Origin of the sequence: Phaeodactylibacter luteus, assembly GCF_007993045.1 — a bacterium.
Taxonomy (GTDB): Bacteria; Bacteroidota; Bacteroidia; order Chitinophagales; family Saprospiraceae; genus Phaeodactylibacter; species Phaeodactylibacter luteus.
Genome location: NZ_VOOR01000044.1, coordinates 14,556 through 37,386 on the forward strand (window position 1 = coordinate 14,556; position 22,831 = coordinate 37,386).

Annotated in this window: 19 protein-coding genes; 12 read left to right on the forward strand and 7 right to left on the reverse strand. The window is 54.6% G+C overall.

All coding sequences use genetic code 11. The annotated features are described in order from the left end of the window. Positions 1 to 149 precede the first annotated feature (149 nt). Positions 150 to 2,525, reverse strand: a complete 2,376-nt coding sequence (locus FRY97_RS17130) for a glycoside hydrolase family 3 N-terminal domain-containing protein (protein WP_147168792.1) — start codon at positions 2,523 to 2,525, stop codon at positions 150 to 152. Between the two features lie 98 nt (positions 2,526 to 2,623). On the opposite strand from FRY97_RS17130, the gene FRY97_RS17135 reads away from it, so the two are divergent. Continuing rightward, the gene (locus tag FRY97_RS17135; protein WP_147168793.1) at positions 2,624 to 3,373 is read left to right on the forward strand and encodes an NUDIX hydrolase; all 750 of its coding nucleotides are present in this window, start codon (positions 2,624 to 2,626) and stop codon (positions 3,371 to 3,373) included. Between the two features lie 50 nt (positions 3,374 to 3,423). Next, positions 3,424 to 4,104 (forward strand): tRNA (guanosine(37)-N1)-methyltransferase TrmD, encoded by a 681-nt coding sequence (gene trmD, locus FRY97_RS17140; protein ID WP_147168794.1) that lies wholly within the window; start codon positions 3,424 to 3,426, stop codon positions 4,102 to 4,104. Positions 4,105 to 4,122: 18 nt separating this feature from the next. Here trmD and FRY97_RS17145 read toward each other — a convergent pair whose 3' ends face one another. Further along, a complete protein-coding gene (locus FRY97_RS17145) occupies positions 4,123 to 5,712 on the reverse strand; it encodes a choice-of-anchor B family protein (protein WP_147168795.1) in 1,590 nt (529 codons plus the stop codon). 4 nt (positions 5,713 to 5,716) lie between these two features. Beyond that, positions 5,717 to 6,199 carry a DUF6495 family protein gene (locus FRY97_RS17150; RefSeq protein WP_147168796.1) on the reverse strand — a complete coding sequence of 161 codons (483 nt, stop codon included), beginning with the start codon at positions 6,197 to 6,199 and terminating at the stop codon, positions 5,717 to 5,719. A 114-nt stretch (positions 6,200 to 6,313) separates the two neighbouring features. Here FRY97_RS17150 and FRY97_RS17155 point away from each other — a divergent pair, with 114 nt between their 5' ends. From FRY97_RS17155 to FRY97_RS17175, 5 genes are all read left to right on the forward strand, one after another. Beyond that, on the forward strand, positions 6,314 to 7,153 hold the full coding sequence (locus FRY97_RS17155; RefSeq protein ID WP_147168797.1) for a TerC family protein: 840 nt from the start codon (positions 6,314 to 6,316) through the stop codon (positions 7,151 to 7,153). Positions 7,154 to 7,526: 373 nt separating this feature from the next. Continuing rightward, positions 7,527 to 8,441, forward strand: coding sequence for a hypothetical protein (locus FRY97_RS17160; protein ID WP_147168798.1), 915 nt, complete (start codon positions 7,527 to 7,529; stop codon positions 8,439 to 8,441). A 301-nt stretch (positions 8,442 to 8,742) separates the two neighbouring features. Continuing rightward, the gene (locus FRY97_RS17165) at positions 8,743 to 9,408 is read left to right on the forward strand and encodes an alpha/beta hydrolase (protein WP_147168799.1); all 666 of its coding nucleotides are present in this window, start codon (positions 8,743 to 8,745) and stop codon (positions 9,406 to 9,408) included. 331 nt (positions 9,409 to 9,739) lie between these two features. Next, the gene (locus FRY97_RS17170) at positions 9,740 to 10,888 is read left to right on the forward strand and encodes a sensor histidine kinase (protein WP_147168800.1); all 1,149 of its coding nucleotides are present in this window, start codon (positions 9,740 to 9,742) and stop codon (positions 10,886 to 10,888) included. Next, positions 10,885 to 11,631 (forward strand): LytR/AlgR family response regulator transcription factor, encoded by a 747-nt coding sequence (locus FRY97_RS17175; protein ID WP_147168801.1) that lies wholly within the window; start codon positions 10,885 to 10,887, stop codon positions 11,629 to 11,631. Before FRY97_RS17170 ends, FRY97_RS17175 begins: the two co-directional genes overlap by 4 nt. Here FRY97_RS17175 and FRY97_RS17180 read toward each other — a convergent pair. From FRY97_RS17180 to FRY97_RS17190, 3 genes are all read right to left on the reverse strand, one after another. Beyond that, positions 11,618 to 12,682 carry a GNAT family N-acetyltransferase gene (locus tag FRY97_RS17180; RefSeq protein ID WP_170254713.1) on the reverse strand — a complete coding sequence of 355 codons (1,065 nt, stop codon included), beginning with the start codon at positions 12,680 to 12,682 and terminating at the stop codon, positions 11,618 to 11,620. The two genes, FRY97_RS17175 and FRY97_RS17180, sit on opposite strands and share 14 nt — an antisense overlap. Positions 12,683 to 12,779: 97 nt before the next feature. Further along, entirely contained in the window at positions 12,780 to 13,850 is a 1,071-nt protein-coding gene (locus FRY97_RS17185; protein WP_170254714.1) for a GNAT family N-acetyltransferase, read from the reverse strand. Positions 13,851 to 13,967: 117 nt separating this feature from the next. Continuing rightward, complete coding sequence (locus FRY97_RS17190) at positions 13,968 to 14,783, reverse strand: hypothetical protein (protein ID WP_147168804.1); 816 nt, start codon at positions 14,781 to 14,783, stop codon at positions 13,968 to 13,970. A 205-nt stretch (positions 14,784 to 14,988) separates the two neighbouring features. Here FRY97_RS17190 and FRY97_RS17195 point away from each other — a divergent pair, with 205 nt between their 5' ends. The 4 genes from FRY97_RS17195 to FRY97_RS17210 all read left to right on the forward strand — a co-directional run bounded on the left by FRY97_RS17195 (position 14,989) and on the right by FRY97_RS17210 (position 19,861). After that, the gene (locus tag FRY97_RS17195) at positions 14,989 to 15,732 is read left to right on the forward strand and encodes a polyprenol monophosphomannose synthase (protein ID WP_147168805.1); all 744 of its coding nucleotides are present in this window, start codon (positions 14,989 to 14,991) and stop codon (positions 15,730 to 15,732) included. A gap of 233 nt (positions 15,733 to 15,965) precedes the next feature. Continuing rightward, positions 15,966 to 16,973, forward strand: coding sequence for a DNA polymerase III subunit delta (gene holA, locus FRY97_RS17200; RefSeq protein ID WP_147168806.1), 1,008 nt, complete (start codon positions 15,966 to 15,968; stop codon positions 16,971 to 16,973). A 121-nt stretch (positions 16,974 to 17,094) separates the two neighbouring features. Then, positions 17,095 to 19,161, forward strand: a complete 2,067-nt coding sequence (ppk1, locus tag FRY97_RS17205) for a polyphosphate kinase 1 (protein ID WP_147168807.1) — start codon at positions 17,095 to 17,097, stop codon at positions 19,159 to 19,161. Positions 19,162 to 19,393: 232 nt separating this feature from the next. Further along, positions 19,394 to 19,861: a DinB family protein gene (locus FRY97_RS17210; RefSeq protein WP_147168808.1), complete on the forward strand. Its 468-nt coding sequence runs from the start codon at positions 19,394 to 19,396 to the stop codon at positions 19,859 to 19,861. 116 nt (positions 19,862 to 19,977) lie between these two features. Here FRY97_RS17210 and FRY97_RS17215 read toward each other — a convergent pair whose 3' ends face one another. Further along, positions 19,978 to 21,642 (reverse strand): DUF262 domain-containing protein, encoded by a 1,665-nt coding sequence (locus tag FRY97_RS17215; protein WP_211356903.1) that lies wholly within the window; start codon positions 21,640 to 21,642, stop codon positions 19,978 to 19,980. A gap of 172 nt (positions 21,643 to 21,814) precedes the next feature. Between FRY97_RS17215 and FRY97_RS17220 the strand changes: the two genes are divergently transcribed. Then, positions 21,815 to 22,825, forward strand: a complete 1,011-nt coding sequence (locus FRY97_RS17220; protein WP_147168810.1) for a CYTH domain-containing protein — start codon at positions 21,815 to 21,817, stop codon at positions 22,823 to 22,825. Positions 22,826 to 22,831: the final 6 nt, after the last annotated feature.

The following is a 22,831-nucleotide window of genomic DNA, read 5'->3' on the forward strand; positions in this document are numbered from 1 at the left end:
GCGGATAGCGAGCCCCGCAGCATAGCGGCACCTGCCCTCAGGCAGGGGCAGGCCCCTATCCTTGCGGCAAGGGCAGGCCCATCACGCGAAGCAAGCTGGGCAGGCAAAAAAAAGACAACCTGGTTTACGCCTAGTTTTTACAGCACCGGTTAGGGCTTGATCACCTCCAAGGCCCTTGTGGGCTTTAGATCGGCAATAGCGCGCTCTGCCTCGATGTCGAAAGCAAGGTCGAAGCGGGCTTCGTGCAAAATCTGGTTGGCAGAAGTGCCAATCAGTACCTTATAAGTGCCCGCCTCTGCGATCCAAGCCCGTTCGGACGGGCTGAAGGAAGCGAGGTCCTTTGGCGAAAGCTGCATGACGAGGGTTTCCGACTGGCCTGGCGCCAACAAGCTGGTTTTGGCAAAAGCCTTAAGCTCCCGGGCCGGTTTGTAAAGGACGGTGTCTGGCGCAGAGAGGTAAAGCTGTACGACTTCCTGCCCGGGCGTGCTGCCTGTGTTGGTAACGCTGACTTCTACGGACAGGGCCCCTCTGAAGGCTTTATCGCTCAGCCTGGGCGCGCCAATATCGAATGTGGTATAGGACAGCCCATAGCCAAAGGGGTAGGCGACTTCTTTCCCAAAGGAGGTGTAGTACCGGTAGCCCACGTAGATATCGTCCTGATAAGCCGTCTCAGAGGGCACGCCCTTGGAAAGCATGCCCACTTGTTCCTCCTCGGCACCGGGCAGGGCTGTGCCCGGGAAGTAACGGTCCGAGCCCTGATCGGTGTAGTCTAAGGGGAAAGAGGTAGGCAGTTTCCCGGAAGGGTTGACCTTGCCCGTCACCACATCTGCTACCGCGTTGCCCGCTTCTTGCCCGCCCTGCCAAGGCAGCAGGATGGCATCCGCATATCCCTCCCAAGAAGCTGTTTCGATGACATTCCCGATATTGAGGATGACAATAACCGGCTTGCCCAATTTTCGGTAAGCGGCAGCTACGTTCTTGAGAAGGTTTTTCTCTTCGGCTGTGAGGTAGTAATCTGCTTCAAGGGCGCGGTCCTGAAATTCGCCAGAGTTGCGGGTGAACGTCACGAATGCTGCATCCGTGGTTTGGGCGTACTTTGCTATGGCCTTGCTTTCCAAGGGCATTTCAGGAATGGGCGGCAGCAGCTCGAAGAAAAACCTCTTTTCTGGGAGTTTGGCTTTCTCGGCATCCCGGTAGGCTTCATACCTGCTGCGCAGCGCAGCAGGTATGGCCAGGCCTGCATTAGCAAGGCCCTCGACCAGGGAGACGGTATAGGCTTCATTGACATCCCCACTGCCAGTGCCCCCGGCGATGAAATCGTACGCGCCGACGCCAAATGCAGCCACATTGGCCTGCCCGGCCTGTAGCGGCAAGGCTCCCCCTTCGTTCTTTAGCAATACTGCGCCAGCTGCTGCCACCTTCCGTGCGAGCTGTGCATGCCTGTCCAGGGGCGGGCTATTGTCGTATGGCAAGCCCTGTTGTGAGGGGCTCTGCAAGATCACCCTCAGGATGCGCCGGACATTCTTATTGAGCTCGTGTATGCTCAGCTCTCCGTTGTCGATGGCTTGCGCCACCTGTTCGAGCTGCTGAGGGGTGCCCGGCATCATCAGGTCATTGCCGGCCTTGAGCTGGGCTACAGCATTGTCTCCTGCGAACCAATCGGTCATGACCAGCCCTTCAAAGCCCCATTCTTTGCGGAGCACCTCTTCCAGCAGGGCTTTATGCTGTGAGGCATAAACGCCGTTGATCTTGTTGTACGCGCTCATCACCGTCCAAGGCGCTGCCGTTTTGATGGCAATCTCAAAGCCGCGCAGGTAGATTTCGCGCAAAGCCCGTTCGCTGACGATGGCGTTCAGTACCATACGGTTAGTCTCTTGGTTGTTGGCCGCAAAATGCTTGATAGAAGTGCCTACCCCTTGAGACTGCACGCCTTTGGCAAGATGGCCAGACATGGTGCCGCTCAGCAGGGGGTCTTCTGAAAAATACTCGAAGTTGCGCCCGGCAAGCAGATGCCTGTGGATATTGAGGGCAGGGGCCAGCAAGATATCGGCACCGTAGGCCCGGGCTTCCGCGCCCATAGCGGCACCTACCTCCTCCGATAACGCTGGGTCCCAGGTAGAGGCCACCAAAGTGGCTATGGGGAAAGCGGTGCAGTAAAAGGTCTCCTCCGTGCCCTCCCGGGTGGGGTCGATGCGCAGCCCCGCAGGCCCGTCTGCCAGAACAATAGGGGCGATGCCAAGGGCTTCGACCGGCCGGGTATTCCCTGCTGCCCCTGCTACTTTCTCAGGGCTCTCCGTAGATGAAACGCCCGGCAGCCGCATGCCGGTGCCAATGACAAGCCCGATCTTGTCTTCAAGCGGTAGGCGGTTGAGCAGGTCTTCTACCCTTGTGTCTAGAGGGATGTTGACGTTCTCGTACACGTCTTGTTTGCCGTTTTGGTTCAGGTCCCGGAACGGGAGCTTTTGCCCAAGTGCCAGTGTGCAGCAGAGCAGCCCCGCGCCCAGGGGCAGGAGTATCCTTTTCATAGCTGAAATTTAATGTGTCAAAACTACACAATAAAGATAGCCCGAAATACGGATTCAACAAACTTTTGGCATCTTTGCCTTTCAATCATTAAGTAAATATGGCCAAGCTTCCTTTAGCCGACTGGCACCCCGGCTTATCAGTAGACTGTGTAATATTTGGGTTTCATAATGGGGCGTTGAAGGTTTTGCTCCTTCAGATGCAAGGGATGGACAAATGGGCGCTTCCCGGTGGTTTTGTGCGCAAGGCGGAAGATGTAGACGAAGCAGCGGTCCGGGTGCTTGAAGAACGCACAGGGCTGAAGGAGATATTCTTAGAGCAGTACCGGCTGTTCGGCCAGGCGGGCCGCAGCACGACGGAGCATGCTAGGGTGCTGCACCAAAATGGCTGGCTCGATGAGGAAGACTTGGCCTGGTTTCAGCAGCGGTTTGTCAGTGCAGGCTATTATGCGCTCGTAGAGTACTCTAAAGTCAGTGCGCCCAGGGCGGACTACTTCTCTTCTGCCTGCGAATGGTGGCCGCTAGAACGCCTGCCTGACCTGATGCTGGACCACAGCAGCTTATTGGATGCCGCACTTGCTGCCCTGCGCCTGCACCTCAACCACAAGCCTGTAGGGCTAAGCCTGCTGCCGGAGCAGTTCACTATGCCGGAGCTGCAGCAGCTGTACGAGGCTATTCTGGGCAAAAGCCTGGACCGCAGGAATTTCCAGCGGAGGATGTTGGGGTATGGCATCCTGTGCAGGACGGGGGAAAGGCGTAGGGGAGGGGCGCACAAAGCCCCTTGGCTATACGAATTTGAGGAGGAGGCTTACGAACAGGCTTTACAGTCGGGGCTGGGCTCTACCTGGTAGCCCAGGCCACTTTCTTTTGTATTACATTTGCGCTAAACAGAGCAGAGAACATGAGAATAGACATCATCACCGTTTTGCCGGAGCTTCTGGAAAGCCCATTGGGGCACTCTATCATGAAACGGGCACAAGACAAAGGGCTGCTGCAGGTCGTTGTGCACGACCTTAGGGCGTTCGGCCACGGCAAGCACCGTCAGGTAGATGACTATCAGTATGGAGGGGGCGCTGGCATGGTCATGATGGCAGAGCCATTGGTCAATTGCATCGAGCAGCTACAGGCCGAACGGGGCTACGATGAAGTGATCTATATGACGCCCGATGGCAAACGCTTCGCACAGCCTACGGCTAACCGTTTGTCCCTGCTCACCAACCTCATGATCATCTGTGGGCACTACAAAGGCATAGACGAGCGCGTCCGCGAACATTTCGTCACCATGGAGATCTCGATCGGCGACTTTGTGCTGTCTGGGGGAGAACTGCCCGCCGCCATGGTCGTAGACGCGGTCGGCCGGCTGCTGCCCGGTGTCCTTAATGACGAGACCTCCGCCCTGTTCGATTCTTTCCAAGACAACCTCCTTGCCCCTCCGGTCTATACCCGCCCGGAGGAGTTCAGGGGCTGGAAAGTGCCAGACATATTGCTTTCTGGCCACAGCCGTAAAATAGAGGATTGGCGGTATGAGCAAGCCCTTAAGCGGACCCAAGAGCGGCGCCCGGATTTGCTCGAAGGAGAGTAGCCCACCTTGCCGGCCCCATCAGGGAGCTGAAACCACTATGCTTTTCACAATTGGCTGCCCGCCTTTTCTGCCCCAAGCGCTGACCCAATAAATGCCGGGGGGCAGCCCATTGAGGCGGAGCGCCCCTTGCTGTATTGCCGCCTCAGCCCACGACCGGAGCAGTTGCCCATCCGCAGCGTACAAGACCAAGCGGTCAAAAACGCCGGGAGGGCAGTCGATGTACAGTTGCCCGTCCGCAGCCGGGTTGGGGTAGATGCGGAGCTCACTCGGGCTATCTTGCTTAAAGACCGTGCTCGGGACAGGCGTCAGCAAAACCTCGAACTCCTGACTGCTTCCTTCCATCAGGCTGATTTGGGCCTCTTTGCCCAGATAGCCCGATTTGTTGATGCTGAGGGTAATCTCCCCAGGCAGCCCCCCTCCGCTAAATTCACCGTTGAAGCCGGTAAGCAGCGCCTGCCCAGGCACACCGGCCAAGGTGATCACCGCATTGGCGATGGGCTCTTCTGTCAGGCTGTCTTTGACTACGCCATAATACCTTCCTGCACGGGCGCCGTTGTAGCTCCAAAGGTAAAGCCCATCTTCCCGGTTGCCCCCAATGATTTTGCCGGAAGGCAGGTAAGGGCAGGCAGACCAAAGCCCGTTGAAGCCGCCGCTCGGGCCATCGAAGGTGTCGTAAAATCCTGTTTCTACGGGCACTTCCGGGTCTGCCAGGTCCACCACCCGCAGCCCTTCGGTATTGTGGGTGATGTAGGCGAAATCCCCCCGTATATAAGGATTGTGGACCAGGCTGGCCAAATTGGCCGTGTAGGTGGCTACCGGCTCCGGGTTGTTGAGGTCTGAGATGTCAAAGATGCGGGCGATAAGCCCGTCCTGCTCATTGGCCAGGAATAAATACTGCATATCAGCCGTAGTGGCCACGCTGTGGGTGTTGCCGCTCGGGTCGTCAAGGCGGTAAAGCAGTTCCGGGTTGGCAGGGTCAGCTATGCTTACCACATCTATTGTGCCCTCGTAAAAGGCTGCCGCAAAAAGCAGGGTATCGCGCACGTGGCAGTCGTGGATGTAATACCCCGGCTCGTACAGCCCAATCTGCGACGGGCTGTCCGGGTTGGAGACATCAATGATGTGTACGCCCTGTGTTAGGGTGGTGCCACAGACATAGACCCAGTCCCTCGCTTCGGAGAACAAGTCTTTTTGGATGATGTGGGCCCGTACAAAGTAGGAGTTGAATACCCCGGAGAGTACAGGTGGATTTGCCGGCAAGGGGCTAAGGTCGATGATCTGCATGCCCGGGTGCTCCAGTGCGGAGCCTTCTGTCACCACGTAGGCATGCCCCTTCACGACTGTGACCTCCCGCCAATTGGAGGGCGGGCCGGGGATGAACCCCCGTTGCGTCAGTTCGTTCTCTGGGCCAATCTCAATAATGTAGGTGCCAGTCTGCCCGCCGAGGATGGCGTACTCGGTGCCGTCGGGCGCAGCGTAGCCCCAGCTTCCTGAAGCCCTGCCGTCCTCAGGGTTGTACTGGCCGAGCAGCTCGACATTGAGGGAGGGCTGTGCCAAGGCAGTGCCCCCAATGAAGAAGAGGGCTAGGAAGAGGCAATAGGGTTTCATGCTGCTATTTTTTAAGGGATTCAAGAGCTTTGTACAACGCACCGTCTTTGGAGATGAGCGCGCCAGCTTCCATGAGCAGGAAGGCTTCCATCTCCTTCGTTTTGGTGTATTTTTTTTCGGCGCTGTAGAGCTTAAGGCTTGCGCCAGAAAGCTGCAGCTGCTGCATCAGCTGCTCCACAGATTGGTTTTGGGTAAGGTCCATGCTGGTCTCCCCTTCAACCCGGAGGCCGTTCATGACGGCCTTGTCTTCGAGGAAGCGGAAAGTCTTCAAGTCTTGAGGGGCTTTATACTCCAGATATTCCACCCCGGAGAGGACCTTGTCGAAAACAATATCGCTGAACAGGGCGATCAGCTGCTCCGCTTTGCCAGCATCATTAGCTTTCAGCTTCTCCCAGTCCTCGGCAGTCACCTGGTTGGCGGCAAGGAAACGCACAAACTCTGGTTGTAGTTCTTCTAGTTCATCGGTGCGCAAACGTCGGTACTTCATCTTATTGGTAGGTTTGAGAATTGGTGGGCGGGCAAGATACAAATTTCAGGGCGCTGGATTTTAAGGCTATTGTCTTATCTTTCGCCCGCTATTTGAACACCAAAAGAACGGAATATGGAATTCATTATGCCCGATTTTGCGAGCGCAGCTGTTTGGATGAGCTTGCTGACGCTCACCTTCCTCGAAATTGTGCTGGGTATCGATAACATTATTTTCATTTCCATAGCAGCAGGGAAACTGCCGGAAGAGGAGCGCCCGAAAGCGACCAACATCGGCCTCATTCTGGCTATGCTGATGCGCATAGTGCTCCTGCTGGGGGTGTCCGTTCTGGTTGCTATGGAAGAGCCCTGGTTCGAAATCCACGCGGGATGGATCCACGGCGGCTTCTCTGGCCAGAGCCTCATTCTCATCGCTGGCGGGCTGTTCCTGCTCTACAAATCAACAACTGAAATCCGCCATAAGCTAGAGGAAGAAGACCCCCACGAGGCAGGTAGCGGCAAAGGCAAAGCTACCATGAGCAGCGTCATCATTCAGATCACCATCATCAATATCGTGTTTTCCTTTGACTCCATTTTGACGGCAGTCGGCATGACCAACGGCCTGACCGGCGCTCTGATTGTGATGATCATCGCTGTGGTGGCCTCCGTACTGATCATGATGCTCTTTGCCACCCCCGTCGCCAATTTCGTCAACCAACACCCGACCATTCAAATGCTGGGCATGGCCTTCCTCATCCTCATCGGTTTTATGCTCATCGCAGAAGGCGCACACCTGGCCCACCTGTCCATCGCAGGCTCAGAGGTCGGCGCTATCCCCAAAGGCTACCTCTACTTCGCCATCGCCTTCTCCCTTTTCGTTGAATTTTTGAACATGAAACTACGGGCGAACCGCAAAAAAGCCCCGGTACAGCTGCATGGCTATACCGAAGATGCAAAGCGGGAAGGGCTGTTGTAAGGGGCAATGAGGTGGGGCCTGCCCCTGCCATCGGGCAGGTGCCGCTATGCTCCGGGGCTCGCTGCCCGCTCGGCCCTGTCGGGCTTCACACCCCTGCGCAGCGCTAGGCCGATGCTGTCCTCTGCTTTCAGTTAGTGGCCTGCCGGAGCGGGCCCTGTTAGCCGCTCCAAACCCTTTCCCGGGCGGCCGCCGCAGCGTGGCCAAAGGCAGCTTACACAGCATCAGCGCTTGGAGCGATTTCTGTTTTGCCCAAAATAATCACCGGCAGGCTACCGTTATAGGCTGCGGGCAAAGCGGCCAGGAGCCGCCTTGCCCTCATGCCCGGCACCAAGCCGGGCAGTGCCCTCTTCCCGGCTAAATTTGAAGGAAAACTATGAAACGTTCTATGCTTTTCGCCCTGCTGATGGGCATTGGGCTGCTGGCCCCCAAGGTGTACGCGCAGTACCGCGATATTTCTGCCGCTGATTATGCTCAGCTGCAAGAACTGGAAGATACCATCGCGCTGCTGGCCTACGCGGTAGTCAACGATTCCCTGGAAGAACACCGGTTTGGGGCCTGCCGGGAGATGATCCCCCGCCTGGTCAAGGCCCTTAAAACCGAGCACAGTTTTCAATACCCTTTCGAGCAGCTGAAGTCTGTTTCCATCCAATATCCCCGCGACAGCACCTTCCGGATTTTCACTTGGCAGCTATACGTTGGCAAGGACGAATACCGCTATTATGGGGCCGTACAGCTCAACACCAAAGAGCTGAAGCTTTTCCCTTTGCTCGACCGCTCTTTTGAGGTGGAAGCCCCCGAACATGAAGTCCTTTCACCTGACGGATGGTATGGCGCAGTTTACTACAATCTCCGTCAGGTAGACGGGCCGGAGGGGCCGTATTACCTGCTTTTTGGCTTTGATGGAAATGAATTTTTCCGGAAACGGAAACTCATCGATGTGCTTACTTTCCCGAAGGGCGAGCCGCAATTTGGTGCGCCGGTTTTTGTGCATGGCCCCAATAGGGTAAAACACCGGGTTTTGAGGGAATACTCAGCAGAGGTAAGCACCAAGCTGAATTATGACGATATTTTGGAGGCCATTATTTTTGACCACCTTGTCCCACAGAATGGCCCCTATGGAGAAGGGATGACTTACTACCCTGACGGCAGCTATGAAGGGTACCGTTATGAAAAAGATGGCCGTTGGCACCACGTCGAAAAGATGTTTCATGAGGTTTCCGATGAAGCGCCAATGCCGGCACCCGTTTTGAACAACCGGAGCAAAAATATTTTTGGGGAACAAAAGTAAGCTGGGCGTGAACCAAAATGTCGCAGGCGTTTATGCTTTTGGGGCTTTATAGCCTGGCATTGGCCTAGCGCTGCGAAGGGGCGGCAGGCCTGATAAGGCCGAGCGAAGAGCGAGCCCCGTAGCATAGCGGCACCTGCCCTCATGGCAGGGGCAGGCCCCCCAATAAAACGACAATCTGGTTTGCGCCCAGTAAGCTGTCTACGCGCGGCCCCAATATTCACTGCCCGCCTGCAGCAGTTTGCAGGGCTTTTCCGGGCAAACCCTTTGCCATTCCTTCCATGGATATCCGTACTTTCGCTTTATGGAAGAGCACAAACTCACCGTGAGCCGCACGGCCCGCTACTATACTATGGGCAAGCCCGGCCCGCATATCAAATACTGGGTGATCGCCTGCCACGGCTATGGGCAGTTGGGCAAACATTTTATCCGCAAGTTCGATGCCATTCAGAGGGAAGACACCTTTGTGCTTGCGCCCGAGGGGCTTTCCAGGTTTTATTGGGGTGGGCTTAGCGGGCAGCCGGCTGCCAGTTGGATGACTTCGGAGGGCAGGCTGGAAGAGATAGCGGATTATACTGCTTACCTCAGCAGCCTTCACGAGCGGTACCTTGGGCAGTTCAGCGGGGCAGCTAAGCTTGTGCTGCTTGGGTTTTCCCAAGGGGCTACGACACTTGTAAGGTGGCTGCATGCCGCTCGGCCGGCGTTTTCGGACCTGGTCCTGTGGGCCGGCACCGCTCCTGAGGATATCACATACCAAGGGCTGGAGGCTTATCTTTCAGGCAGGCAAGTGCACAGCGTATGTGGGGACGAAGACCCTTACCTCACCCCGAGCCGTATGGAGGCACAGCTCCGGTTGCTGAAGGGATGGCCCGCTATACTGCACGAGCGGGGCTTCACCGGAGGGCACACCGTCGACCGGGCTGCGTTGAAGGCCCTTTTTGACGAGATTAGAAAGGAAGGGGAAAACTAATCCGCCAGAGCGCAGTGACTGCGCTGGCGGATTGTCGGGAATGCAAATCTGTATATCGTGTTATCCGGGAATGCCCGAATTTGGGAAATTATCGGTTTTACGTTTTATCAAAAGTGCTATATTCCGCCGACAGTCACAATCATTTGTAGCAGACAGGCCTTTTTTTGTAGTAATCAGGATGATCTAGAGAAGGTCAAGCCCTACAGCGCACTGCCCCATGCACAGACACTGAGGCACAGCGCGCACGGAACATCACGGGGCAAAACCCTCCGTGGCTTCTCTTTCCCCTTGGCAAAACCAGTCTTTATGGGGGTAAAGCGTACACAACGATATGAGCATAAGCAGAGCCCAAGATAAACTGTATGAAGCATTGAGGCGGGACCTGACGCAGCACTTGGCGTTTGGCTTTGTGGTGCTGCTGGTGGTCTTCTGCTTTTTTGCGGTGCATGCCTGGTATCAGGGCAAAGCCGAACTGTTAGACACATTTGGCTATCAGCGGGAAGCATTCTGGAAGGTGTTCCGGGAAGCCTTGGGGTATACCCTGCTGATGGGCGTGCCGGTCTATTTCAACCTGTTTTTTGTTTACCAGGGCCGGCTACAAGATTTTATCGGCCGCCGGCTGATGGACCGGGCTGCGGTGAAAACTTATGCTTTTTACTTTTTCCTTCTCTTGAGCTTGCTGACCGCCGTCCTGTTCTCCTTTGTCTATGCCCCCCTTATGCAAGCTGCTTTTGATATCATAGATCAGCAGTGGTACGAGCTGGTCATTGCCATATTGGTATTTATCCTGAGCACCACAGGCTTGTCCTATACCAAAGATGCCATTGAGCGGAGCCGGGAGCTGGAGCGCAAAGAGCGCCTTGATACCATCCGGAAGCGCAAAGAAGCCGAACGGCAGCTGGATTTTATCAAGCGGCAGATACGGCCTCATTTCCTGTTCAACACCTTAGCCAACCTGCAGATACTGGCCCGTAGGAAGTCGGACGACCTCCCCGAGCACATTGGGCAGCTTTCCCGGCTTCTGCGCCATCTGGTTTACCAGACCAATACACGGTTTGTGCCCCTGGAAGAAGAGCTGAGCTTTATCCGCAGCTACCTGGAGCTGCAGCGCCTACAGTTGTCAAGGGAAGCTATCTTGGATTACAGCGAAGAGGGGCAGGCACCGGCAGGAGCGCGGATCGCCCCAATGATATTGCTGCTTTTTGTAGAGAACTGCTTTAAGCACTACAATAGCCGCAGCCAAGGCCCCAAGGAGATCCGCATACGGTTTGCTATGAGGAAAGGGCGCCTGAACGCAGTGATTTCCAATACCTTCAAGCCCCACGCCCGCAATGAAGGGACACAGGAGCCTCCGGGGCAGGGTATCGGGCTTGCAGCTGCGATTGAGCACCTTGCCCTGGTCTACGGTGAAGACTATGAGCTGTCGGTGTCCAATGAGCCTCCGTATTATACGGTAAAGCTGGAAATCCCAATATTATGATCCAATACCCTTTCATCATTGTGGAAGATGTTGCGCTGCAGCGCGAATATTTGTCAGAGCTGCTCAGCTCCCGCCTGGAGCTGTCCCCCTTAGGCGCTTTTGACAACGCAGAAGAGGCCTACGAGTTTCTGGCCAGCCCGGAAGAGCGAAAGCCTGCGCTCATTTTTCTAGACATAGAGATGCCAGAAGCCAGTGGCTTCAATCTGCTGGAGTCCCTCCGTAATTTGCGGTTGCAGTGCAAAGTCATCATCACGACCGCCTTCGCCGAGTATGCGGTAAAGGGGTACGAATACGGCTTGTCTGGCTATCTGCTGAAGCCTATCGAGCCCCAGCAGCTCAACAAAGCGGTTGACCGTGCGATACAGGAGCTACAGGCGGCAGGCCAGGCCAGGAGGAACGACGACCAGCATTTGTTGATCAAGGAAAAGGGGCGGTGGGTACGGCTGCAATATGATGAAATTTTGTACTTGGAAGGGGCAAATGTGGATGTCCGGATCATTACACAGGGCGGCACATTTTTGACCCGCGACCGGATAAAAAACCTTGCTCAGGCCCTGCCATCGGCCCTTTTTCTTAGAGTGCACGACAGCTTCATCGTCAACCTCAGCTATGTCAAAGCCTATGCCAGCAATTACTCTTTCCTAGAGCTGTGCCCCGGGCCAGGCGAAGCCTTGGTGAAGCTTCCTGTGGGCCCCAAATACCGGCCAAAGGTAAAGGAACAAGTATCTACTATGGACGGGTAGCCATTTGCCCCAGGGCTTGCCTTATCGCTTCCGGTTTGGAGGACGTTTCGAGTATGGATTCGACCACCAGCAGCTCAACGTAGTTGTGGCGTTTGTCGAAAGAAGCCGTGTAGGAATTATTGAAATAAAGCTGGAGGTCATTGAAAGGTGCAGCTACCGTCAGCTGATACTTTTTTAGCCCTGGTTCGTAGAGGACCATCCAAACGCGCTCGTCAGCAGCGGCCCGCTCCACCTTGAGGAAAATCGGGTGGTCTACATAGGGCGCATTCCAAAAGCCGAACAAGTTGGCTTCGAAAAGCGGGTAGTACATCACCTGAGCAGCAATGCCAAAGTGTGCCAAGTATTGCTGCATATCGGAAAGGTGCTGTTCCATCTGCAGCATCGGGATATCCGTTTCGCGCAGTGCCTTGTAGGGCTTCCACGATTGCGTGCCCAGCTCAAAGTAATCAGCCTCCCCGATCCGGAGCTTGTAATCGAAGCGCGGATAGCCGGGGACCACATAGCCCGGATAGAAATATTGCAGCCCGGCTGCCTTGGCGTGCTCTATTTCTTTGAGCATAGTATAAAACCCCACACTGTGCTTGCTGTAGTCAGGGTCATAAACCCCCATGATGCTTGCTGCGCTTTCGGCACCCGTATCAAAATAGCTTAGGCCGATCAGCCTGTTGCCATGGTAAACGGCTACCTCCAGGGTTTGGAAAATATTGTGGTCTTCCCCATCCATAAGGGCATCGTGGAGGGTAGGGGCGAGCAGGCCCGAGAAAGCGCTTTTGTAACGCCGGTAGAGCCGTTCTTTTTCTGGCGTGATGCTGGCTGGCCTGACCTGTGCTGTGAAGAGGGCATCGTTTTTCCTGACCAGCTTTCTCAGGCTTTTGCGGAAGCGGTACCCCTGAAGGCCAAGCCGCACCCAGATTGCGGAGTAAAAAGAGCGGCCAAAGCAAAGGAAGTGCGTGGTGAACATCGTCTGCCCCATGCGGTACCAGCCCTTAGACAGGTAGGCATCGAGCTCTTCTGGCAATAAAATTTCAGGATAATGTTTTTCAGCAAACATGGGCTTTTTTTCCATCCAACCACATCAATAAAAAGCGATAATAACAATTATTTTCGGATTGCCGCTCTACGCGCACTGCTTATGTGAAGCGGTTTGGTCACGGGTTGCTGGAATTGAACAGTGGCAAAGGGGACCGAGGTTGAGCAAAACCTTGGATTATTTCCAGTGCACTGTTCTGGCACAGGTCTTGCCCCAGGGTGCTCAGCACAGCCACTGGCAAGCGCAACAGCCCTGGCTTCTGTTTCATAAGCTGTTGGTAAGCTGGGGTATGGTGTACTCCCAGCCCAAAAAATTTTGCGTTCAGTACCTGAAAGTTCTGGCGCTCTGGGTGGAAAACCGCCATGGGCACAATTTTGGACGGCTCTGGGACTTCGGGGATCAGGACGAAAGGGAATTCCAGGTAGGGCAGTGGCCGGTCATCAAAAAAACGGATGTCGAAGTGCAGGTAATCACAGACGATGGCGCCAATGCCGTTGCCCTGCAGCAGGCTTTTTAGCTGGGCAAGCGCTGTTTTCATCTGATTGACCGGAATATCCTGCGGCGCTACAGTCTCAGCCGGCTGCCAGGTGCCGCTCGGCAGGAGGTAATACTCAAGCGGCCCCACCCGGTGCTTGTAATCGAATTCTGGGTAGCCAGGGACCACATACCCGGGGTAAAAGTACTGTCTGCCTGTTGCAAGCCCATACTCGATTTCAGCCAGCATGGTGAGCAGGCCAAGGCTGTGGGCACGGTAGGCAGGGTCATAAACCCCTTGGCTGCTGTAGATGCTTTTTTCCCCGAGGTTGAACACACTAAATGCGATGAGCCGCTCTCCATCAAATACCTTGACAGAGCGGGTATCAAAAGTGAAGGGCCCCTGCGGCGCGTTGAGGTAAAATTCCAGGCCGGTCAGCGGGCGGTCAGGGAACGCTCGGGTATAAGCTTCATGCACCCTCTGTGCAGCCTCGTCAAAATGAAAACAGCTGCCTGCCTCTATCTTGAATTTCTGGCTGCCTCGTTTCCACAGCCGCCGCATGCTCTTGGAGCTGCCATATTCCGATAAGGGCAGGCGGGTCGGGACCGTAGAGTACAGCTGCCCTTCCTCTTCTGGCGGGAAGCGCATGAAATGGGAGGTGTATATTTCTTGCCCGATACAGCGCCAGCCGGCTTCCAGGTAGTCATCGAGCAAAGCTGGCGCAACGTTTTGGGGGGATCTTATTCTTGAGTACATCCCGCAAAATTAATCAAATTGATTTGCACCCTACAGTCTTTGCGCCCAATCGTTTTATTTTCTGGCCCATCTAGGTCAGGGAGCGGGCTGAGTTTGCAAGCGGTAGACGAGGGAAAGCCCGTACCGCCGGGAAAGCCCGATGTTTTCCCCTGAGACGATCCACGCTGCGTTGCCGGCAATGCCTAGCCCTTCCCAAATTGGGAGATATAGGGTAGCGCCAACCCTGGCCCAGTCCGAACCGCTTCCGCCCGTTACGGATTGATCGGTGCCATTGTTTAGGGTGTTGTACCATTCAGACCAGACTTCGGCGAAATACCACCGCCCGCCAAAACCTGCTCGGGCCAGAATGGGGATAGCGGTCTGAAGTGGGCTGAGGAACCGGAAGTCAGCGCCGGTCTGCACATGGGCAAAAAAGCCGTAGTCGGCCTGGTACTGTAGGGCAATACGGCCTTGGAACATAAAAGCGCCGACGCCGATAGGGTTTTCCGTTGCGGTAGGGTAACTGGACAGCGGAGCGGTAATGCCCACTGCCGTGATGGTGCTCAGCAGCCCCTTGCTTTTCCGCTGCTGGCCATTGAGGTATTTGAGGAAAAAACTGCCGTCCTGCAGCCCACGGTTCTGCTCATCGATAATGAGGTAGGGGATGGAAGCCACCAAAGCGCCCCTTTTGTTGAAACTATACTCTGTGAACAGGTTGTAGGATTGTGTCGTAAGCGAACGCGCTTCGGGCGTATTGCCAAACAGGTACTCGTCAAAGGATTCTGTGGCGTAGCCCAAGGCAATGTCAAGGGTGCCCCCGCTGTTCATAAAGCCACTGATTGGCCCCTGTGCGGAGAGTGTTGTAAGGCTAATGAGGAGTGTACCCAAGGTACAGGTGAATATTCTGAGCATGTGCATTGTAGTTTCTGCAAAGGTAGCCGCAGAAAGGCACAGGGTACGGTGGGGCGGTGACAAAATGAGCGTATTGGGCAGGCATTGGCAAAGTTTTTGGAGGGTGGCCGCAAAATACTCCCTAAAGGGTCTATATTTGTGGGCCGGCAGCGGCATTGCCTGCAAGCGTACCAATTCCTGTTATTCACAAAAGCTCTATTCGGTCTTGTCAGATAGCCTAGTCATAATTCCTACCTACAACGAGAAGGAAAACATCGCACGCATGATCGATAAGGTCATGAGCCTGCCCCTTGGTTTCCACTTGCTTATTGTAGATGATGGTTCGCCCGATGGCACAGCAGATATTGTCCGTGGGAAAATGGAGGAATACCCTGGCCGAGTGCACATCAAAGAACGGCAAGGCAAGCTAGGGTTGGGCACTGCCTATATCGCTGGCTTCAGATGGGGGCTGGAAAAAGGCTACGATTTTATTTTCGAAATGGATGCCGACTTTTCACATAACCCCGACGACCTGGCCCGTCTGTACGACGCCTGTGCCAAGGGGGCGGGCATGGCAGTAGGCTCTCGTTATGTGAAAGGGGGGAAGCTGGAGAACTGGCCTGCCGACCGTGTTTTGCTGTCTTATGGGGCATCCATCTATGTCCGCATGATCACTTTCATGCCCGTCAACGACCCTACCGCAGGTTTTGTCTGCTACCGGCGGGAAGTCTTGGAAGCGATTGATTTAGATAAAATCCGTTTTGTAGGGTATGCTTTTCAGATCGAGATGAAGTTTGCTGCATTCCAATTAGGCTATCGCATTGCAGAGGTGCCCATCACCTTTACCGATAGGATAGAGGGGACATCGAAAATGTCTTCTGGCATCATCAAAGAGGCGGTGCTCGGCGTGCTCCAAATGCGGGTCCGTGGTTTTTTTAATACCTATAAAGCTGATCCTCCCACCGCCTGATCTTCTTACCATTATTGCTATGCTACCATAGCAGCTACCGCTGCACAGAGATAAGTTAGCCACTGAGGCACTGAGTACACAAAGCTGCACAGAGGTGAAGTGCTCCGTGTGCCTCCGTGCCCTCTCTGTCTCCGTGACGAAAACAGAGCGCAAATGAAAGCCAAATCCGGCGGAAGAGTAGGGGGGAAGTCGCCGTTCTTGCGTATTATTGTCCTTCACTGAAACCATGAATATTGGAATTCCAGCAGATCCTGGCAGAAATAAAAAACAAGAAGTTCCACCCGGTCTACTTCCTGCACGGAAAAGAGCCCTACTTTATCGATGCCATCGCTAAGCAGATTGAGGAGCACACCCTTTCCGAAAGCGAGCGGGCTTTCAATCAGTCTGTATTTTATGGTAAAGACGTAGACCATATGGCCATAGTGGACACCGCCCGGCGCTTCCCAATGATGGCACCGCGGCAGTTAGTCCTGCTCAAAGAAGCCCAGGACATGCGCAGTTTGGACAGCCTATTGCCCTATATTGAGAAACCGGCCGAATCTACTGTGCTTGTTATTGCCTACAAGTACAAGAAGCTCAATATGAACACCAAGTTGGGCAAGGCGCTTAAGAAGACCGCCCTGGTCTTTGAGTCCAAGCCCCTTTACGACAATCAGGTGCCGGGCTGGATCGCTAACTTCCTCAAGGGACAGGGGCTTAAGGTGACGCCCAAAGCAGCGGAGCTGATTGCAGAGAACCTCGGTGCCGACCTTTCGAAGGTGGCCAACGAGCTCGACAAATTAGCGCTCAATTTGCCTGCCAATGCCACTGTAGACGACGCCGCTGTTGAAAGGTATGTAGGCATCAGCAAAGATTTTAATGTCTTTGAGCTTCAGAAGGCAATAGGCCTGCGGGATTTCCTGAAAGCGCAGCGCATAGTAGCCTACTTTACGGCCAACCCCAAAAAAGGCCCCCTGCCTATGCTCGTTGGCTCCCTCTACAACTACTTCAGCAAAATCTACCTCTACCACGCCGTCAAAGATCAAGGCGAACCGGCCATTTTACAGGCCCTTGGGCTGCGTTCCAGCTTTTTTCTGAAAGAATACCGGGCAGCAGCTAAAAACTACCCGCGCGCCAAAGCAGAGCAGGCCATTGCCCTGTTGCAGGAGTTCGATTTGAAGTCGAAAGGGGTGGGCTACAACAGCACCGGCAAACCGGAGGGGGAGCTGATGAAGGAAATGGTCTGGCGCCTGATGCACTGACCGGGCCGCGAAAGATTTAATATATGGATAACAAGGAGCTTTCTTGCCTATCTGCGGAATCGCTTACCTTTCTGGTTTAATTTGTGCGGCGCTATTTTGGCGCTGCTCTAACTTCCGCCTTATGGCCCAATCAGCAGAGACGCCCTTAACTCCACGCGATATCAGTTGGCTACATTTCAACCACAGGGTGTTACAAGAGGCTGCAGACCCTTGCAACCCCCTTTACGACCGGCTCCGGTTCCTGGCCATTTACAGCTCCAACCTCGATGAGTTTTATCGGGTGAGGGTGGCAGCGCTCCGGAGTTTCCGGAAAGTTGCGAAAGCCGACCGCAAGGATTGGCATATTGCTCTGCGCCCAAGGCGGGTGCTCAGGGAGATCAAACAGATGGTCAAGGCACAGCAGGCCGAGTTTGGGGCGATTTTCAGGACAGGCATATTGCCGGGCTTGGCCGAGCAGGGCATTTACTTGCGCAAGCCGGCAGAATTCACGCCACAGCAAGTCGAATGGGCTTTTGCTTTCTATTTCCGAGACCTGGCCCCCCACATCAAGGTGCTCAATATTGGCCCTGCTGAGGGCACGCCCTTTCTGGAAAACCAAGCACTGTACCTCGCTTTCCACGCAGGGGGGGAGGCCGTGCTCAGTTTGGTGAAAATCCCGGTCAGCCATTTCCCTCGTTTCATTGCCCTCCCTGCTTCAGCGGAAGGCGCCCATGAATGGGCTTTTCTGGATGATATGGTGCGGCATGGGCTGGGGCAGCAGTTCGGCCTGCCGGGCTCAGCTTTTTATGCCCTGAAGCTTTCAAGGGATGCCGACCTTTATCTGGAGGACGAGTACGGAGAAGACATCGTCGAGAAAATCCGGCGCAGCCTTGGCAAGCGGGAAGTTGGAGCGCCCACCCGGCTGCTTTATGATGACAGGATGCCCAAGCCGATGCGGCAGCAGCTGAAAGCTTGTTTTGGCCTTAGCAAATACGATATGGTGCCCGGGGCGCCTTACCACAACTTTCACGATTTTGCAGATTTCCCGCTTCCGGATGGCATGGCGGGCCTTCAACGGGAAACCCTGCCGCCCCTGCCTCACCCCAAGCTTCAGCATGCCGCTTCTCTGATTGATGAGGTGCTGGAGGCCGATCAGTTCCTGCATTTCCCTTACCATGATTACCGTGCGGTGCCGGCCCTTATCCGGGAAGCGGCGCGCAGGCCAGAGGTGGCCTATATCAAAATCACCCTATACCGGGCAGCAGACCGCTCTGCAGTCATTAGCGCGCTGCAGCAAGCATTATCAAATGGCAAACGGGTAGTGGCTTTCATAGAGGCCAAAGCCCGGTTTGACGAGGCGGCCAACTTGCATTGGGGGGAGCAGCTGGAAGAGCAGGGGGCCGAGGTGCGCTACAACATCCCGGGGTTGAAGGTGCACACCAAGCTGCTGCTGATCGGGCTTAAATCTCCGGAGGGCCTGCGGCATTTGGCTTACCTTGGCACCGGCAATTTTAATGAGAAAACGGCCCGGTTTTACACGGACTTCGCCCTGATGACGGCAGATGCGCGCCTGGCCGATGAAGTGGCCCTGCTCTTCGCCTTCCTAGAAGGCCGGCGGGAGCAATTGCCCTTCCGCCACCTGATGGCAGCGCCTTCCAATCTAAGGGCTTCCCTGTTCCGGCTTATTGAGCAGGAGGTTGCACAGGCTAGGGCAGGGGGCGAAGCCTGGATATTCCTGAAGATGAACAACCTTGAAGATGCTGCCATTATCCGCAAGCTGTATGAGGCCTGCGAAGCAGGTGTGAAAGTGCGCATGATCGTCCGTGGCATTTGCAGGGCTGTTGCAGGCCCGGAAGGGGCAGGGGAGAATATGCAGATCATTTCGGTCGTTGACCGCTATCTTGAGCATGCCCGTGCTTACATTTTTGCGAACGGAGGGCGGCCAAAGACTTTCCTCGCATCGGCAGATTGGATGACCCGTAACTTGGACCATCGGGTGGAAGTTGCTTTCCCGCTGTACGATGAGGAGATCGCCGCCGAAGTCAGGAAGGTCATGGAGCTGCAATGGGCTGACCCGCTCAAGGCACGTTGTATAGAGGGCCTTGAGCCTGACAACCGCTACATGCGCCGTACGCTTGGCGAACCCACTTCACAAGAAGCGATATACCAAAGGATGAAGGCTGCATTGGCCATTACCCCTGTGTTATAGCTCTGCTTGGGGCAACACTGAGCTGTAGCGGGCTTGAGCAAAGCGCAGGTTGGCGCGGGGACCGGCCTAGCGCTGCGGAGGGGTGTTAAGCCCGCTAGGGCCGAGCGGGCAGCGAGCCCCGGAGCATAGCGGCACCTGCCGGCTGGGCCCCTCCTTGCGGCAGGGGCAGGCCCCATCAAAAACAAACGGCAACCTGCTTTGTAGCATGAACGCCTTATTCAAAACGGACAAGATGACTCAATCAGAGCTGATCATTTTAAACTTTACGGAAATCAGGAGAAGAAGCATCAAGCTTTGGAGCGTGCTCCCGGAAAGCCACTATCATTGGAAGCCGGATGAAGAAGCCATGACTGCGATAGAGATGGTCCGGCACGTTTTGGAAGCCGATTATGGATGGGATATGATCATCAATAAGGGGAGTATGGCGAACTATAGGACGCCTTGGCAGGGCAGGGCATTGGGCAGTGTCTCCGGCGAGCTTGAATTTGCACAGCCCTATAGGGATGCCTTTTTGGAAAGTGTACGGCAATTTTCAGATAAAGACCTCAGCGAAGGCTATGTCATACACCCGGGGAATGGTGAACAGAAGGCCCTTGGGAAGTACTTATTGCGGATTGGGTACCATGAATCTGTGCACGCAGGGCAATTTTTAGCTTATCTGAGGGCAATGAACATTGAACGGCCAAGAATATGGGACTGAGCAGGGGCTGTGGCAGCTTTGAGAACATAAGGAACTGGTTTTGCACCTTGAGATGGCTTCAGAAGCAGTTACCGGGCGCGCTGTCCTGCTTTAGGAGAGTATAGCATAGCATGTTCCTAAGTACTCAATTGAGCGATCCTCCAAATAGCCGTTGCCTGACGGGCCAGCCATTTTTGGTGCGCAATGATTCGGTCGGGCCCCCACCGATCATTCTCATTGGCTATCCGTTGAGTGATTGCGAATTCACTTTGTGCAAAAGCCTCCCGCTTGGTTTCGAACCCTTTATTGCCGATCTCCCGATTTGCCGATTTGTTGAGTATCGTCATATTGCCCAGACGGTACAGGAACTGTTCGTGATCTCTGTCGCCGATATGATCCCATGCTTCCTGTACCGACTCCGGCATGATGTGCTCAATATTGTACGCATCGCTCTCAAAATCATAGCTGCTGCCCGAAGTATGCCGTTCGATCTCGAACAGGATGTACCGGATGATCCGCTTGTTTCGGGCCTGAGTCGTCCGCATAACCTTATCTGTAAAATCGCCTCTGAATTTATCATCGGCAATATAAATGGGCTTTAAAGCGGTAAGCACTTGCTGTAACCCCCTGATTTCGTCAGATGAAAGCTGCACAGCAACCCGGTTGTACACTCTTTCCTGCTCATTCGCCGCTAAACTTCCGATGACATTGTACCGGAATGAAATGATACAACAGGCGCGCAGCAAGCCCGTAAAGTCTCCCGGCTGTAGTTTGTGGTGAGCGGCCAGCAGCAGTGGGTACAATTGCCGGACATTGAACATCCGCAGGTACTTGATATATTCAGCCTGCTCACTATTCCAAAGGCTGTCCTCCGCATGAGGCAAAGCGGCATAGACCTGCGCATTTTGCTCTACATCCCGGATCAAATCAAAGACCGCTTTTTTTCCGGCTATCCGCTCCCTTACCCGTTTAAAAAGTTCTGCATGGCGTACAAACCGATTTTTACTGTTCCAATAGGCACGCAGGAAGTCGGGCAGGCTTTCGTTACCGATCACCCCAACCAGCCGCTCCCACTGATCTTCGATTTCGCGCAGTTCATGCTCATCGCCACCCTGACTGTGCACCACCGAAAACAGGTAATTCTTCAGCAGGTCAGTCGAGGAGAGTTTGACCCCTCTCGCATTTAAGGTCTCAAAAACCTTGTAGGCATTAAGCTCGTCATTTACCGTGATGACCGTGAAGAAGAGTTTGTCCGATAAAGAATCAATAAACTGTGCCAGTTCCGCTCCCTTTTGATTGGAGGCAAAGCGCTTTCTCACCTGATCATAGAGCCAGTCGTAAGCCTTCCGCATCAGATGCTCCGTTGCTTTCAGGTTTCGTCTTGGAGCCGGTTCAAGTGCCACCAGATAGCGCTGATACAGGTTGTTGTTATTCCGGTTGAGGTACAGCTTGCTTTTTGGAATGAGCGTGACCGGATCAAGATAGCCAATAAAGGCACTGCGCAATTGATCTAAGCGCCGCTGATTCGGATCTGACTCAATATCATTATCAATCAGATTCTGCAAATTCCCTAAAACCGCCAGCACCAATATACTTAAAGTCGTTAAACGCTGCTGACCGTCTATGACATCAAAGTTTTTGCTGTCCCTGGATTGCAAGACCAAATACCCCATATAGTGCTCCTGCTCTCCGCTTTCTTCAAACAGCCCCTCAATATCCTGCCATAGGTCGTCCCACTCCGTGCTCGTCCAGCTGTAGTCGCGCTGAAAGCGGGGCACGGTGTAAATCAGCCCGTTTCCCATAAGTTGCCGGTAGGTTCTGTTGGAGGCACCTATGTTCATCACGCTCACTTAATGGTGCAGTCACCGTCTGTTTAATAGGGTGAAAATAGGGAAAGCGTAATAAAAACAGGCGCAGTTGCCCCGTTTTTCCTATTTTGGCAGGCGACCCTCACACGACGAACTGAACCATCGTATGTTTGAAAACCTCCTTCCGGACAAAGCCAGCGGAGTAATATACAGCGCAACCAAATACAGCGGGCAGATCTGCCAGCCAATCTTGATGTTCCTGATTCTTTTCTCCTTCAGCCGGGCGGTGGCTCAGGAGGCGCCGGGCCGTGGTATTGATGCCCTTCGGATTGAAAACGAAGTCAAACTCAGCGTACCCGAAGCCCTGTCGGATTCCGTTTGGAATTACCTGCTGCAGGCTTACCTGGACGGCACGCCTGACTTCCTGCGCAATCATATCCCGCCCTTCAGCTATCAGGTTGCCACCGACTCCTTCGTTGACCAATACTACGACACTCACAGGTTCAGCCTGTTGCAGCTCCGCAGCGGTGCCCGCTACCGGCAGCGGTTCTCCCTTTCCGGCGCAGGGGGCGAAAAAGACGGCCGGGAGCTGATACAGCTCAAAATGGATAGCGAAGGCAGCAACGCCCTCAGCCGGGGGGAATACAAATACGATGTGGAGCACTATCAAAAAGCGGAGGAGCCCCTCGATTACCACCCCTTTATGGGGCGGGTGAAAAGAGGGCAGCGCGACGAACTGATTGGCCGGCTGAAAGAATATGGCATCAACCCCGAAAGCTTGTCTCCTACCATCCGTATCACACAAATCAGAAGGCGGCTCTACTTTTTTACGGGCGACCGCCCCTTTTCCACCCTCACCCTCGATGCTGTAACGGCGGATTATCAGGGGAAAGGCACTCATTTCCATGAACTGGAGCTGGAGCTCAATGAAATACGCTATACCGAAAGCCAAGCTTCCGAAAGGGAAGCTATGGAGGCTGTCAACAACCTAGTGCAGGAGGATATCCTGCGGCGCTTCCCGGGCATCGTACAAGATCAGACTCCAAAATACAACAAGGCCGCTACTGCGATCGGCATCTCCGCCGGGGCTTCCAATACCCGCTACTACCTCCTCGGGCTCATAGGGCTGCTACTGGCTGGCTTCCTTTTCTGGTGGTTGCAGACAAGCCGCCGCTGAGCCGGT

Excerpts from the sequence above, each read along its gene's own strand:
- FRY97_RS17130 (WP_147168792.1), bottom strand. The coding sequence starts at position 2,525 with ATGAAAAGGATACTCCTGCCCCTGGGCGCGGGGCTGCTCTGCTGCACA.
- FRY97_RS17135 (WP_147168793.1), top strand. The coding sequence starts at position 2,624 with ATGGCCAAGCTTCCTTTAGCCGACTGGCACCCCGGCTTATCAGTAGAC.
- trmD (WP_147168794.1), top strand. The coding sequence starts at position 3,424 with ATGAGAATAGACATCATCACCGTTTTGCCGGAGCTTCTGGAAAGCCCA.
- FRY97_RS17145 (WP_147168795.1), bottom strand. The coding sequence starts at position 5,712 with ATGAAACCCTATTGCCTCTTCCTAGCCCTCTTCTTCATTGGGGGCACT.
- FRY97_RS17150 (WP_147168796.1), bottom strand. The coding sequence starts at position 6,199 with ATGAAGTACCGACGTTTGCGCACCGATGAACTAGAAGAACTACAACCA.
- FRY97_RS17155 (WP_147168797.1), top strand. The coding sequence starts at position 6,314 with ATGGAATTCATTATGCCCGATTTTGCGAGCGCAGCTGTTTGGATGAGC.
- FRY97_RS17160 (WP_147168798.1), top strand. The coding sequence starts at position 7,527 with ATGAAACGTTCTATGCTTTTCGCCCTGCTGATGGGCATTGGGCTGCTG.
- FRY97_RS17165 (WP_147168799.1), top strand. The coding sequence starts at position 8,743 with ATGGAAGAGCACAAACTCACCGTGAGCCGCACGGCCCGCTACTATACT.
- FRY97_RS17170 (WP_147168800.1), top strand. The coding sequence starts at position 9,740 with ATGAGCATAAGCAGAGCCCAAGATAAACTGTATGAAGCATTGAGGCGG.
- FRY97_RS17175 (WP_147168801.1), top strand. The coding sequence starts at position 10,885 with ATGATCCAATACCCTTTCATCATTGTGGAAGATGTTGCGCTGCAGCGC.
- FRY97_RS17180 (WP_170254713.1), bottom strand. The coding sequence starts at position 12,682 with ATGTTTGCTGAAAAACATTATCCTGAAATTTTATTGCCAGAAGAGCTC.
- FRY97_RS17190 (WP_147168804.1), bottom strand. The coding sequence starts at position 14,783 with ATGCTCAGAATATTCACCTGTACCTTGGGTACACTCCTCATTAGCCTT.
- ppk1 (WP_147168807.1), top strand. The coding sequence starts at position 17,095 with ATGGCCCAATCAGCAGAGACGCCCTTAACTCCACGCGATATCAGTTGG.
- FRY97_RS17210 (WP_147168808.1), top strand. The coding sequence starts at position 19,394 with ATGACTCAATCAGAGCTGATCATTTTAAACTTTACGGAAATCAGGAGA.
- FRY97_RS17215 (WP_211356903.1), bottom strand. The coding sequence starts at position 21,642 with ATGGGAAACGGGCTGATTTACACCGTGCCCCGCTTTCAGCGCGACTAC.
- FRY97_RS17220 (WP_147168810.1), top strand. The coding sequence starts at position 21,815 with ATGTTTGAAAACCTCCTTCCGGACAAAGCCAGCGGAGTAATATACAGC.